This is a genomic window from Wolbachia endosymbiont of Encarsia formosa (genome assembly GCF_039540065.1).
Lineage (GTDB): Bacteria > Pseudomonadota > Alphaproteobacteria > Rickettsiales > Anaplasmataceae > Wolbachia.
The window spans coordinates 895,863-909,393 of the sequence record NZ_CP154278.1; the positions used below are offsets into that span (position 1 = coordinate 895,863).

The following is a 13,531-nucleotide window of genomic DNA, read 5'->3' on the forward strand; positions in this document are numbered from 1 at the left end:
AGGAAAGTAAGACAGATACCACCAGCATTTCACATCATTGCAAGTATGGAATTCTCTTAGCTTGAGATATTACTAAATTAGCATTATTAAACTTGATCTGCCATTTCTTCTGATCTTAAGTTATGATTTTACTAATGCCATTTGATTAACTGCAGCTTCAGCATTGCTATCTTTAAGTAAATTTGCAGGACTACTATAATAATATGTGATTGCAGCAACAACAAGACAACAAGCTCCAATTCCTATCCCTACCGCTAACATTCCTGAACAGACTGCACAATGGCTACTCCTAAAGCACCTCCTACTATTGCCAACATAGAAGCAACTATGATAGAAGTATTACGACACTTAATACGAAGCTTATTTACTTTATCTAATGCAGGAATACCATCTTTATATTTTAGCTCTCTTATATTTTCACATTTGTTAAGCAACTTCCAAGCATAAATTAACCTTGAAGCTTGACCATAAAACCCCTTCTCAACATATTCAACCAAGAGATCAAACGAAGTTTCACCTTGGTTATTTTTAACGTCAAATCTTGCACCTACACTCGTAAGTGATTCAACTTTGCAAAGCATTGACTTATCGGAGTGCAAGTTTCTTAAAGCATGATGTAGAGCTGTATTACCACCTTCATCTTGATAGTCAACTTTATTTCTATATAAAAAGCAACCAAAAATCTTTTTATTGCAATCGCTTGTAACGATATTTTTTAAAGTAATACTTGAAATTTTTATGTTATTTTCAACTAGGAGATCTAGAGCTTCTTTATGGTTACATTCAACAATAGTATCTACTAGTCTATTCAACTCAGGAGTACCATTTAGACCTTCTGGTATAACTTTATGTTTGCCAAGTAACCTAACAACTAAATCTAAGCTTCGCATAGTTTTACGTTTGTCCTTCCCTAGAAAAAACTCAAAAGCATTATCGCACTCAGAACACTCATTAACATAATTAACCAAGAGATCAAACGGAGTTTTACCTTTTTTATTTTTAACATCAAGCCTTGCACCTTTACTCAGAAGAAATCTAGCAAAACTTTCGTATTCATAATGGTTATAACTAACCTCTTTTAAGGCATAATGTAAAGCTGTGTTACCGTCTTTATCACTTAAATTTGAAATCTGTATGTTATTTTTGGCCAAGAGGTCGAAAATTCCTTCGAAACGATACTTGTCAGCAAGTTCTACCAGTCCATTTAAGGAAGAAGTACCTTCTAGCTTCTTCAGCTCATTGGGTTCATAACAACTAAGAAACTCCTTAACATAATTCAAGCTTTCTATTATTTTAGTTCTAGAACATTTTTCAGCATAGTTAACCAAGAGATCAAACGGAGTTTCACCTTTTCCATTTTCAACATCAAGCCTTGCACCTTTACTAAGAAGTGACTTGACAAAACCTTGGTATTTCGATTCATCTAAATCCAACCATTTTAATGTATGATGTAAAGCTGTATTTCCTTTTTCATCTTTATAGTTGACATCTAATTTATCTAAGTATTTATTAAAAAAATAATCAAAAAACTTTTTAGATTGGTATTTAAAAACATAGCTTAAGATGTCATTCAGTGATATTTCTATCCTTTCTTCAAAGAGCTTGAAAATTTCCACACGATCGTACGCAATAGCAATTTGCACTAGAGATGTAATGTCACCATCAGCAATTTCAACTTTCCTTATTATAGAAGAGCACTCTTCAAGTTCACCTGATTCGATCTTTTCCAACAAGTTCCTAATAGTGAATATATAGCCCTCGTCGTTTTTTAGTTTTGTTACACTTTCGGTTAATTTTTCAATCAATTCATCTTTGCCTACCTCGCTTTTTAGTTCAATGATCTTGTCTACTTTTTCTTCTCGCTCTTTTCTTAATTCTTTATGTTTAAAAAAAAATATATTACGTATATCGTTAAAACTTTCTATTCGATTCGCTTGTGCAATGAATTCAAAGTACTCTTTTTTCATCTCATGTATTATTTTTTTTATTTCATCTCTTGTTTCATAAAACTTTCTCATTTCTTTTTCCCATGACCACTCCCTCTCACAAGTTTGTTGACTAACATCCTCTCCCCTATCGTACCTAGCTTTGTTTGTTTGGTCAGATAAAATTTCGTATGCTACTGATATTTTCTTGAATTTTTCCAATTCCTCTTTAAGTTCAGCCATGTGACCTTCTTCCGACTGTGATAGTAGCTCTCCATCCTTCTTTTTTTTCTCTAACTTATCTAACTCTTGCGCTTCCTTATGCAATTTATCTGGATGAAGCTTAAGTGCCAATTCGCGATATGCTTTTTTTATCTCATCGTGAGTAGCACCTCTTTTTACTCCCAATATTTCATAATAATCAGGCATTTGTTTCTCCACTATTTTTATACATTTTTGATTATACCACTAATACCACATCTTTATGAAAGCACGGTACTGACATATAAACATTTTAGCAAATATTGTAATAATTGTCAATTTATTAACAAATTTAGTGAAAATTTGTAGAAAAATGAGTTGTGAAAATGAAGGTTTAGAATTATTCCAACAACAGATTAATTTATATATTAATATTGCTCAACTTTACAGAATAATCAGTTAGCATAATTTCCACAAATCTACAGAAGAGTTGTGTTATATTTGTGGTAATTGAGGAGCTACAACCGCATGACGTCTACCATTAATAACTATTTCACTTATTGCAACTGCTGCAAAAACAAAACAATAATATACTTTTGTTAGTACAGCAATAGGTGAAAGAGAGGCAATGCTGCTTGCTAGTAATATTTGAGAACCATAAGGTAAGATACTTTTTGTGATCGCAGTAAATATCTCTAATAAATACGCACTACGGTGTGGTGAAATGTTATATCTCTGTGCAAGTCTTTTCGCAATATTACTAGTTAATAAAATAGCAACAATATTGCTGGAAACCAAAATAGTAAACATAGATGATATTCCTGCAATCATAAGTTCAGCTTGACTTCTTGTGAGATTCACCTCATCGGTGAATTTATCTATCTTTTTCTGACTATATTCGTACATTAAGTGGCTTAATCCACTACTGAAAAGAATAAATATCATTACCTCATTCATCTTATTAAAACCCCTACATATATCATGAGAATAATCAATAATAGAATAATCAAAAAAAGCTATTCCTAATATTCCAGCAACAACCATATTAACAGCTAATGTTACCAGTGTGTTTATTTCAAATAAACCCATAATTATTAAAGATATATAAGGGATAATTTTGACTATGGATAAATAATTCAGACTTGAGATAGAAACAACTTCTGTACTATTTGAAATTATTACTAGATAAATAAGTATTATAAGACCTGTAACAGATCCTGTCTTGAAAGTGAGTTTTATTTTATCCTTTACTGAAGCTCCTTGTGAAGAAGTAGCAGCAATAGTAGTGTCAGATATCATTGAAAGGTTGCTGCCAAACATAGACCCACCTATCACAGCTCCAACGCCCACCGCACAATCAAAAGCTCCATTTTGTGCTAGATTCACAGCTATTGGTGTTATAAGTGCAATAACTCCGATTGATGTGCCTATTGCACTTGCAATAAACGCAGAAATTAAAAACATTCCAGGAAGTAATAATTGTGCTGGAAGAAAGCAAATAGTTAAGCTAGCAATAACATTTATACTACCAAGCGATTGAGTAACAGTAGAAAATGCCCCAGCAAGGAGAAAAATCAAACACACGGTAAGAGTAGTTTTATTCCCCATACCTTTTATAAGAGTATCAACGCTATGCTGAATTTTGTTTTTATTGAATAGAATAGCAAAAAATAATGCTGGTAATAAGCAAACTAACGGTGAAATTTGATGAAGAGGATTACCAAGTCCGATAAAAGAAAAATAAATACCACTTCCAAGGTATAAGGCTAGAAAGATAATAAGAGGAAGAAATGAAAACACTTATCGTAGTTGAACAAACCAGAAATATACTATAATAAGCTATTTTAAGCAAATACTAATACAGTGTTTTTCTAATAATTTTGAACATCTTAAGCCATCTACTTTTGAATAAATTCCATTTGCATTTCTTGTATACTATCCTCTATTTGCTTTATTTGTTCTATTAGCCTTTCCTCTAAGTCAAAATTACCGCCCAGCCTTGCTTTAATTTTTTCTTCTTGTAATACATTTAATTCTTTCCGTAATACTATGTTATTCCAGACAGTTTCTGCCGATCTCTTCTCACTTAATTGACTATTTAGTACGCTAGTTTTTTCAAATATAAACTTTATAACACTAGACTCCTGTAGCAGAATTTCTTTATTAAAGTTGCTCTCACTAGTTACCATATTAATTACGCACTGTTGTAATTTTTTCATCTCATTAGTAAATTCGAAATGAGAAAATTGCTCAAAAAATATAGGACGGTTCAAAATTTCAGGAAATTCTACGGCTATACGCAAAATTATGGCCTGATTTTGCTCTGCTTCAATTAGCTCTGGAGATTTATTGTAAAGATACTCACCTTTTGTTGCTTTGCTATTAAAAATCAGCTTTTTAAAGTTTCTTCTTAATTCACTGACCTTATTGTAAAAATAATCTCTATAATACCTTCTAATACTTCTGTTACCGATAGCATTGACATATTTCATGAACTTGTGCTCAAGAATTGAATATTTTTCCGGAGCAAATTTTTCATAATTTTGCAAATTGCTACCAATCATGTGATGCCATAAATATTCAGAGTGCAGTTCTGTTGAGCGGTTAAAAGCGGATAGTACATCTTCCGTCTTATATTCTAGTTCATTGCATATATCGTATGGGTCCTTGTTGCTTGGCAAAGTCACGAACTTCAATGTGTATCCAGGCTCCAGTATCGGAAGAACAAGTTCTGCAATTCGAATAGCAGCATGACATCCAGGACCATCGCCATCCATACAGATATAAATTTCTTTAGCAAGTTTCCAAAGATTTTTTATCTGCTCTGCAGAAATTGCGGTACCAAGAGGAGCAACTGTATTGCTAATTCCCGATTGATGTAGTGCTATTACATCCATATATCCTTCAACAACAAATAGATGCTGTTTTTTGCGTATTTCACTCAAAGCAAAGTTTAATCCATATAAATTTTCTCTTTTCTTAAAGAGCTGACTCTCTGGGCTGTTTAGATACTTCGGCTGTTGCTCAGAGTTCAGCGCACGTCCGCCAAAACCAATAACTTTGCCCGTGATGTTGTGTATAGGAAATATCAGCCGATCATAGAAATAATCACGAAAATTCTTATTTATTAACCCAACATCGATCAAAATCTCGTCTTTAATACCAGAGGAGTTCAAATATTCCTTCAAGCCAGAACTTGGTGCATAACCTATCTTAAATTTATCTATGATTTTGAGTGAGATCTTGCGCTGCCTTAAATAAGTCATAACACCTCGATTTTTCTGCGCGAACCAATTTGCAGCTAAATTCAGTGCTGAAAACAGTTTGTGATTTTCTTTAGCAAAGCTGAGGTTTTTGGGTAACTCAACACCTGCAAAAGATGCCAATTTTTCCAACGCTTCCTTAAAACTTAAGCCCTCAGTTTGTGAAATAAATTCAAACGCATCACCATGAGCTGAGCAACCGAAACAGTAATATAAGCCCTTAACATTGCTGACCGAAAAAGATGGAGTTTTTTCGTTATGAAATGGGCAGAGTCCAACAAAACTATCTCCTCTTTTTATTAACCTAATTTTTTTTCCTACTATGTCGGACAACAATAATTTTGACTTTATAATATCTATATGATCCATTTTACCGAATGAGTAGTGGTAGGATAAAAATTATATAGAATTTATGCATATCTGACTCGAAATTTATTCAGAAAGATCAGGAGAGCTTGACAAAAAGCTCAAAATAAATTACCCATATAAATACCCTTAAGTTGCAATTTCTTATATGTCAGATGTGATATCAGTTGCTTCAGACCACGCAGGTTATGAACTAAAATCAGAAATAAAGACTTACTTGGAAACTTTAGATTATACAGTGATAGACCGTGGCTGCACTGCTGAACAAAAGAGTGTAGACTACCCTGACTATGCTGCTGAAGTTGTAGAAGATATAACAAACAAAAAAGCAAATTATGGAATATTAATTTGCGGTACAGGTTTGGGCATGAGTACTGTGGCAAATCGTTTTGAAGGAATCTACGCTGCTTTATGTAATAGTGTTGAGATCGCAAAATTAGCTCGCGAGCATGGCAACGCGAATATACTGTGTCTTGGTGCAGGGTTTACTGCGAGTGGATTAGCAAAAGACATAGTTAAACAATTCCTCGAAACAGAATTTTCAAAAGAAAGTAGACATAAAGAACGCCTTGATAAACTTAGCAATATTAGCAAGAAAAAAACCACAAAAACTTATAATGAAGATGAAATATCAAAATTCGCTAAAATAGCAGGTGAATGGTGGGATGAGAATGGCAAGTTCAAGCCATTGCACATGATGAATCCTGTGAGAGTATCATACATCGTTGAGAAAATAAAAGAATTAAAAAAATGCGATTTAAAAGAACTATCATTGCTCGATGTTGGTTGTGGTGGTGGCATTTTGTCAGAGTCAATGGCGCGTATTGGTATTAGCGTTGCAGGAATAGATGTATGTGAGGAAAACATAAAAGTGGCACAGTCGCATGCGAAGAAAGTAGGGTTAAATATAGAATACACACACACTAGCATTGAAGAGCTAAGCAATGACAAGAAGTATGACGTGGTTTTGTTGATGGAAGTGGTTGAACATGTCGATAATTTAGAGTTTTTCATGAAAAAAGCAATAGAGCTGTTGAAGCCAGAAGGGCTAATTTTTATATCGACGATAAATAGAACTATTAAATCCTTCTGTCTTGCAATAGTCGGCGCAGAGTACATATTAAACTGGCTGCCAAAAGGCACACATAATTGGAATAAATTTCTCAAGCCATCAGAAATTACAAATCATCTAAGGGAAAACAATGTAACACTACAAGATATGACTGGTATGGAATATAATGTAATAAAGCGTGAATGGAACTTGACCAAAGGTGTTGATGTTAATTATATACTTTGTGGAAACGTTGTAATTTGAAATCTCATTCAAGTACTAGAAGGTAATGCAAATATTTTAGGCAGTTTTACTTTACTTAGCAGCTAATTTATCATATGTATTTCCATAGGATATCGCTATATTAGAATATGTTACAATTACTAACCTTACTTGCTGTTATCACTTCTGTTGTATTTTTTGGTCATCTAGTTCCAATGGAAGTGAAAACCTTCTTGTATTCAATAAGCCTTAGTATAAAAGAGATCTTACTATTTATAATGCCTTTTATTGTTTTTGCATTAATCTTTAGTAGTGTTAACAATCTTAAGCAGTCGGCTATAAAGTTTATATTCTTACTTATTATAACGATTTTCTTGTCGAATCTAGCTTCAAGTTTAATAGCTTATTCTGTTGGGCATTTCATCACACAAAACACTTATTCAATACAAGATATAACATATGAAGAAACAATTGTTCCTTTATGGTCATTTAGGATACCTGCATTGCTTTCTAATTTTTATGCCCTTGCTTGTGGATTTGTGTTAAGCATATTAGTGTCCACAATATTACCAAAAAAAAGCAAAGAGCTCTCGAACAAAATGTTAGATTTAACTCTCTTTATTTTGAAGACATTTTTGACGCCAATTATTCCAATGTTTGTACTTGGTCTTGCTTTAAAAATGGAACATGATCAAGTTTTACGCATAATATTTAAGGATTACTCAATAATTTTTATTATTATATCATCTGCAACCTACCTTTATGTTTTTCTCTTATATGGAGCAGCAAATTCGTTCAAGATCACAAGCTGGATAGCTAGTATAGGTAATATGATACCAGCATTTATTACTGCAATGAGCACAATGTCTAGTAATATAGCTATGCCGCTTACTCTTGAAGGAAGCAAAAAAAATGTAAAGCAGCATGATATAGCATCGTCTGTTGTGCCAATAACCGCTAGCTTTCATTTAGTAGGTGATTGCTTTTTTATTATAATACTATCAATGATAATGACTTTTGGTGGTGCATTGTCTGCAACAGACTATGTGACTTTCCTTCTCTACTTTCTGTTATTTAAATTTGCTATTGTTGCAGTTCCAGCGGGAGGGATTATGGTAATGTTGCCCGTTCTTGAGAAGTATCTTAAATTCTCCCCAGAGATGCTTTCATTAATTACAGCATTGTATATAGTGTTTGACCCAATAATAACTTCAGCAAATGTTATAGGTAACGGTGCGTTCACTATGATGTTTACAAAGCTCTATGATAAGCTTAAGTGATGTCCATTCTAGCAATTAATACTGTAGGTGCTGGTAGTTCAATAGCAGTAATTGATTACGATGGTAATTGTTTTGTAGAACGCAATTCTGCAAACAATAGTCATGCAGAATCATTTTTTCAAATACTGAATACTTTATTTTGTAATCATAATTACAGCTACGATAAAATAGACCATTTAGCAGTGATAGTTGGACCAGGAAGTTTTACTGGAATCAGAGTTGGTATATCAACTGCACAAGGTATAAATCTTGCTACAAATAAGCCGTTATATGGGGTTAGTGCGCTGGAAGCTCAAGCATATGCAATATCGCTACTTTGTGCAAATAGCAAAAAAAATATTAAAGCTATAATCGAAGATGATCAAAAGTTTTATACGCAGTTATTTGATTTCAATTTGTTACCGCTATCAAATACTGCTGTAGTAAGTGAACTCCAGCCTGAAACGCACTGCATTACATATATGGATTGCAGTTTACCAAAGTTGGATGCTAGCCATGCAGGGCTATTAGTCCGTTATAGACTAAAAAATAAACAAAAATTAAATGGAGTTGAGGCTCTATATTTAAATGAGCCTTAGTATATGAAATCGTTGCCTATTGGGTAAACACTATTAATTCGGCCAAGTTTGTACATCTGACTTACTATTTCTTCTGCTACTTCTTTTATACTCATATTTGAATTTTCTACCTCTATAGCATTTTGTGGTACAAATAAATCTTCCTCCCTAAATTTAATACTATTTATATTAGTAACCTTCCTATTTTTTCTTTGCTTTTTTGATATATTACGCTCTTGTAATATCAATGGATTGCACCTAAGTACTATAGGGAGGATTTTTGTGCTCATTTTTTTACTAAGTTCTACTACTGAGTTATATATTATTATGTTGTAATCATTATTTTTAATTAATTCATCAACAAATATATAATTTTTTGAGTCAATAGGATAGGCTTCTATTGACTGAAACATAACATGTGTAGTGTTATATATTCTATCTCGATCTTCTTTGGAAGTTTGATTATATTCAAGTCCACTTACAATTACTGCATTTATCATACTAGATAATACTATTGCTGTAGAAAGTTTACCACTTCCTGGAAGACCAGTGATATATATGAAAATTTTGTTATCTGTTTTTTTATGTCAATATTTACCATGTTATTTTTAATATTAAAACCTACACTTATAATAACATAAAAACGAGGCTTTAAAACATATGAAATATTACATAAAAAGTCGTTTTTATAGTTAAAATACTATTTAATCTAGAAATGTAATCTCTAATCACCTAAGGCAAATAAAAGTGCTTAGTATTTTAATGTAGGTTCACCTTTTAGTTTGTAATAAACTTTTTTTCACGTATAAATCTTTAGAAAATTTTAGTCAAGAGCTATGTTATTAACAAATAGTGAGTTGAAAAGAGACCTATTTAACGCCTATCAAATTTTATCTTATCTTAAATTAGATGATCATACGTATACTCATCTCTCTGTACGTTCTGAAGATAAAAAGTCATTTTATGTTTATCCGTTTGGTATACGTTTTTATGAAGTAGATGAAAGTTCATTGATGAAAGTATCGTTTGATGGGAATATAATTGAAGGCAAAGAATATCAATATAATAAAACTGGCTATGTAATCCATGGCTTCATTTATCAAGCAAGGAAAGATATTGAAGCAATTTTTCATCTACATACACCTTCTATTGTAGCAGTTTCTTCTCTCAAGGATGTATTACTCCCAATAAGTCAGTGGGCGCTGCACTTTTATAATAAGGTATCTTACCATGATTATAATTCCCTGGCACTTGATGATAAAGAAGGAAAAAGATTAATAGCTGATTTGAAAGAAAATTTTGTAATGTTAATGCGCAATCATGGATCTATAACATGTGGTCAGACTATACAAGAAGCAATGTTTTATACGTATCACTTAGAGCAAGCTTGTAAAACTCAATGCCTGACGCTAGCAATGAATAGGGAGTTGTCAATTCCAAGTGAAGAAATTTGCTCAAAAGCCGTAAAGGATCTTCTGTCTTTCGAAAGCAATCTTGGTGAGAGAGACTGGCACGCATGGGTTAGGTTGATTAAAGGTAAATTATAAAAGTTTCTGACTCTTCGATAGATATTAGATTTCTTGCATAACCAGCCAGTCTCAAATCCAATAATGGTTTCATACGCTGTAATTCATGCAAGAAGTCTAATGTCTCCATCTCTACTTAAGTTAACACCCTTAACTAAGCAGATACAAGTAAATAACTAGTAAGTTTTTTCAATCCTGCTCCACAGCAAATTTTAATGCTATGTGAGTAGTTATAGTGCTGTTAACAATTAAAATGACAAAAACTAAGATGGTGATTAGTAGTGTATAAATATTCAAGGATAAATTTTCAAATTGAGTTAGCAATTTGAAATATACAAAAGTTGGCATTATCATTGGCAAAACAAGAATTTGCGACACTCCTGATGCTAAGTTATTTCGACCAATCATCAATGCATTTCCAGTAGCTGAAATATTAATGATTATCAGCGTATTAAATAATAAAGACACTCCAACTGCTATTGAATGTTCAATATTATTGCCTAGAATTGCAAAGCTGAACATGAAAGAAATCACTGAAATCGGTAACCCAAATAACAACCAGTGAGCGAAGATTTTATAAGCAACTATCATCCTAGAAGAGAGTGGCTGTACAAAGATTTGCTCTAATATTCCATCATGATAATCAGATGTAAATAAATTATTTGTAGAGATCTGCAAAACAAATGTAGCACATATCCATGTTAATGTTAATATGACTTCTTGTTTACTGTTGTTTTCAAGTGTATATGAAGATAAACTTAACATTATAATAAAAATACATACTATATAAGTAAGATTATTATTTATTACTAACTTTTTTACCGAACTAATCATACCAGGATTTTAAATGTTTATTATAAATTATATTGTTTACTTTGAGGGTAGTATAATTTTTTGTGTTTACAAGTTATATAAGTTTTAATATATTTTATTGATAATGCTATGGAAAAATTAATAAAAATAAAGTTACCAGAAGATTACGTTCCTTCAGAAAATGAAGAATATATGAACGTAAAACAACTGGAATACTTTAGCTTAAAGTTACAATCAATATTCTCTGAACTGGAGAAACAAGATCTAGAAGATAGTAGTATTTATTCTGATAGAGATAGTGAAAATGGAGAATTAATTAAGCGCCGAAAAGATAGAAAAGAAAAAATTAAGGAGGCGTTGGAAAAAATAAAATTAGGCATTTATGGTTACTGCGATGGAACGGGAGAAGAAATAGGAGTCGAAAGACTTAAAGCTAATCCGCTTGCTATGTATTGTATTGAAGAACAAGAGAGAATAGAAAAAGAAAAGAACGTTTATAACATTAATGATTAGAAATTGTCCGGGAATTCAAGCATATTTCTCTCCTTAACATAACTCTACTCATAGCCACATATATGAAATTTTCAGTGAGTAAATCTTATTCTTTCGATAGTCTTCTATTCCTAAAGCAAAAGTCCTTTCTACAACCCACCTTCTTGGCTGTACTTTAAACCCCTCATTGGTAGTAGCTAAGGCGGTGTGTCTTTGTTGACTTAGAACCTACATGAAGGCCTTTTGACAATCTCAATATCCATACCATATTCTTCCTTTATATGATTTTTAAATTTTCTCCTTGGTATCCCATCACATTTTTTTAACTATAGTATATTTTTTTCTTACTTTCCTGTATGATACTCTGGAATAGCTTTCTATTCTTGTCCATTCCCTTTGACTTAGGTCTGCTTGGTGCTTTTTTCTCGTCTTTACCCAGTACTAAAACTTTAGATATTATAGCCTCTTTTACTAATCTCTGGACAAGCTCTAGCTTCGGTAAACTCAGTAGAAGGTTCTTTTGCAAAAAATGCAGCATGTACAGCATTTTTAATAAAAAAACATGCGGCAAGTGCAAATATTGCTGTCGGTACATAGCGCAAAGGAAAAGCTATACTAAAAAAAGTAGTAGAAGCGACGATTAAGCAACAACAAGTCAGTATCGTTTGATCACGTAGATAACGTCTATCAACTCCACCGTATTCAGCCATCAACCCTTTAACTTTATCATTGCTACCGTATGGCAGAGTAAGCGTTTTAATCAAATTCATTACACCATTATTAGTGAAATATGGAGCACACTCTATAACTCTGGAGCCATTAACCTTCTGATTAGGATCTGCACCATACTTTAGAAGCAACTCTAAATATTTTTCGCGTTTATCGTTGTCACAATTGATTGCTTGATATAATGGACCTCGACCATTTTTACCTAACATATTAGGATTAGCACCATATTTCAAAAGTATTTCCATAGTATGATCATCATCACACAAAAGCGCTTCAAACAAAGGATTTTCACCATTTTTATCTACCATATTAGGATCAGCACCATATTGTAACAATAACTCTACAATTCTGCTGTCGTCGAGAACCATATAATAGTATAACGAAGCTTCATTATGTAATAGCTTTATATTAGGATCAGCACCATTTTCTAAAAGAAGTTTCAAAATACTATAATTTCTTGAATCTTTAGCTTGCATTAAAGCAATAGATAATGGAAAGTAAATACAAATAAGTTCTTCATTGATGTAATCACCAAATCTTCCATCTTTACTGCTTTTGAATTTGGAAAAAAGCTTTTCAAGAAACTTTATATCCTGATTATATAGAGCCCTACTTAAGTAAAACCTCAAATCTCCAGGCGAATTAATTTCATTTAAATTTTCGTCAGTTAGATTTTTAACCCCTTTTATATTTTCCTTAGTGAGAAATTCATATGCATTACCTAGCTTTTTAAATTTCTCCTCATTTTGTTTCTTTGCAGCTTCTGAATGTTTATCAGGATGATATTTTAAGGCTAATTTTCTATACTCTGATTTAATTTCTTGTTCACTGGGCGCATCGCTTGATTCAAAACCTAATATTTTTAAAGCTTTCTTTCTACTTACAATAAATTCCCCACTGAAATATGTTAAATTAAACGTAACCCAAAATTTCAAAAAGTAAGGCTTTTATGTCAAAATTGCATCTATTTCATAACTGTACAAATATTGTAGATCAGGAAACTTCAGTCCTTGATACTGGAATAACATCTCTATAATACTCCGGGCCAATCTAAATATTAAGAAATTTACCATATAAAAAAAGGCAAAAGAAAACCTATTAGCTAT

Annotated in this window: 11 protein-coding genes and 2 pseudogenes; 5 read left to right on the forward strand and 8 right to left on the reverse strand. The window is 32.3% G+C overall.

What is annotated here, in order from left to right:
* Nucleotides 1–120: 120 nt before the first annotated feature.
* From AAE962_RS04875 to dnaG, 4 genes are all read right to left on the reverse strand, one after another.
* Nucleotides 121–261 (reverse strand): hypothetical protein, encoded by a 141-nt coding sequence (locus AAE962_RS04875; protein WP_343288798.1) that lies wholly within the window; start codon nt 259–261, stop codon nt 121–123.
* Nucleotides 255–2,354 (reverse strand): DnaJ domain-containing protein, encoded by a 2,100-nt coding sequence (locus tag AAE962_RS04880; protein WP_410543824.1) that lies wholly within the window; start codon nt 2,352–2,354, stop codon nt 255–257. The genes AAE962_RS04875 and AAE962_RS04880 overlap by 7 nt, the downstream gene beginning before the upstream one ends.
* A gap of 267 nt (nt 2,355–2,621) precedes the next feature.
* Entirely contained in the window at nt 2,622–3,926 is a 1,305-nt protein-coding gene (locus AAE962_RS04890; RefSeq protein WP_343288799.1) for a Na+/H+ antiporter NhaC family protein, read from the reverse strand.
* A 98-nt stretch (nt 3,927–4,024) separates the two neighbouring features.
* The gene (gene dnaG / locus AAE962_RS04895; RefSeq protein ID WP_343288800.1) at nt 4,025–5,758 is read right to left on the reverse strand and encodes a DNA primase; all 1,734 of its coding nucleotides are present in this window, start codon (nt 5,756–5,758) and stop codon (nt 4,025–4,027) included.
* Nucleotides 5,759–5,903: 145 nt separating this feature from the next.
* Here dnaG and ubiG point away from each other — a divergent pair, with 145 nt between their 5' ends.
* From ubiG to tsaB, 3 genes are all read left to right on the forward strand, one after another.
* Complete coding sequence (gene ubiG, locus AAE962_RS04900; protein ID WP_343288801.1) at nt 5,904–7,070, forward strand: bifunctional 2-polyprenyl-6-hydroxyphenol methylase/3-demethylubiquinol 3-O-methyltransferase UbiG; 1,167 nt, start codon at nt 5,904–5,906, stop codon at nt 7,068–7,070.
* A gap of 107 nt (nt 7,071–7,177) precedes the next feature.
* The gene (locus tag AAE962_RS04905; RefSeq protein ID WP_343288802.1) at nt 7,178–8,308 is read left to right on the forward strand and encodes a cation:dicarboxylate symporter family transporter; all 1,131 of its coding nucleotides are present in this window, start codon (nt 7,178–7,180) and stop codon (nt 8,306–8,308) included.
* Complete coding sequence (tsaB, locus tag AAE962_RS04910) at nt 8,308–8,886, forward strand: tRNA (adenosine(37)-N6)-threonylcarbamoyltransferase complex dimerization subunit type 1 TsaB (RefSeq protein WP_343288803.1); 579 nt, start codon at nt 8,308–8,310, stop codon at nt 8,884–8,886. Before AAE962_RS04905 ends, tsaB begins: the two co-directional genes overlap by 1 nt.
* On the opposite strand, the pseudogene AAE962_RS04915 reads toward tsaB, so the two are convergent.
* Nucleotides 8,883–9,466: pseudogene (locus tag AAE962_RS04915) on the reverse strand (AAA family ATPase). The gene tsaB and the pseudogene AAE962_RS04915 sit on opposite strands and share 4 nt — an antisense overlap.
* A 235-nt stretch (nt 9,467–9,701) precedes the next feature.
* Here AAE962_RS04915 and AAE962_RS04920 point away from each other — a divergent pair.
* Nucleotides 9,702–10,412: a class II aldolase/adducin family protein gene (locus AAE962_RS04920; RefSeq protein ID WP_343288804.1), complete on the forward strand. Its 711-nt coding sequence runs from the start codon at nt 9,702–9,704 to the stop codon at nt 10,410–10,412.
* A 168-nt stretch (nt 10,413–10,580) separates the two neighbouring features.
* Here the strand turns inward: AAE962_RS04920 and AAE962_RS04925 are convergent, their stop codons facing one another.
* Nucleotides 10,581–11,225 (reverse strand): heme exporter protein CcmB, encoded by a 645-nt coding sequence (locus tag AAE962_RS04925; RefSeq protein WP_343288805.1) that lies wholly within the window; start codon nt 11,223–11,225, stop codon nt 10,581–10,583.
* 108 nt (nt 11,226–11,333) lie between these two features.
* On the opposite strand from AAE962_RS04925, the gene AAE962_RS04930 reads away from it, so the two are divergent.
* Nucleotides 11,334–11,717: a TraR/DksA family transcriptional regulator gene (locus AAE962_RS04930; RefSeq protein WP_343288806.1), complete on the forward strand. Its 384-nt coding sequence runs from the start codon at nt 11,334–11,336 to the stop codon at nt 11,715–11,717.
* On the opposite strand, the pseudogene AAE962_RS04935 reads toward AAE962_RS04930, so the two are convergent.
* Nucleotides 11,707–12,041, reverse strand: a pseudogene (locus AAE962_RS04935) (IS5 family transposase); the annotation flags it as partial. The gene AAE962_RS04930 and the pseudogene AAE962_RS04935 sit on opposite strands and share 11 nt — an antisense overlap.
* Nucleotides 12,042–12,145: 104 nt before the next feature.
* A complete protein-coding gene (locus tag AAE962_RS04940) occupies nt 12,146–13,360 on the reverse strand; it encodes an ankyrin repeat domain-containing protein (protein ID WP_410543825.1) in 1,215 nt (404 codons plus the stop codon).
* Nucleotides 13,361–13,531 lie beyond the last annotated feature (171 nt).

What these genes read in the sequence shown, in the direction of transcription:
- AAE962_RS04875 (WP_343288798.1), bottom strand. Translation starts at nt 261, where the DNA reads ATGTTAGCGGTAGGGATAGGAATTGGAGCTTGTTGTCTTGTTGTTGCT.
- AAE962_RS04880 (WP_410543824.1), bottom strand. Translation starts at nt 2,354, where the DNA reads ATGCCTGATTATTATGAAATATTGGGAGTAAAAAGAGGTGCTACTCAC.
- dnaG (WP_343288800.1), bottom strand. Translation starts at nt 5,758, where the DNA reads ATGGATCATATAGATATTATAAAGTCAAAATTATTGTTGTCCGACATA.
- ubiG (WP_343288801.1), top strand. Translation starts at nt 5,904, where the DNA reads ATGTCAGATGTGATATCAGTTGCTTCAGACCACGCAGGTTATGAACTA.
- AAE962_RS04905 (WP_343288802.1), top strand. Translation starts at nt 7,178, where the DNA reads ATGTTACAATTACTAACCTTACTTGCTGTTATCACTTCTGTTGTATTT.
- tsaB (WP_343288803.1), top strand. Translation starts at nt 8,308, where the DNA reads ATGTCCATTCTAGCAATTAATACTGTAGGTGCTGGTAGTTCAATAGCA.
- AAE962_RS04920 (WP_343288804.1), top strand. Translation starts at nt 9,702, where the DNA reads ATGTTATTAACAAATAGTGAGTTGAAAAGAGACCTATTTAACGCCTAT.
- AAE962_RS04925 (WP_343288805.1), bottom strand. Translation starts at nt 11,225, where the DNA reads ATGATTAGTTCGGTAAAAAAGTTAGTAATAAATAATAATCTTACTTAT.
- AAE962_RS04930 (WP_343288806.1), top strand. Translation starts at nt 11,334, where the DNA reads ATGGAAAAATTAATAAAAATAAAGTTACCAGAAGATTACGTTCCTTCA.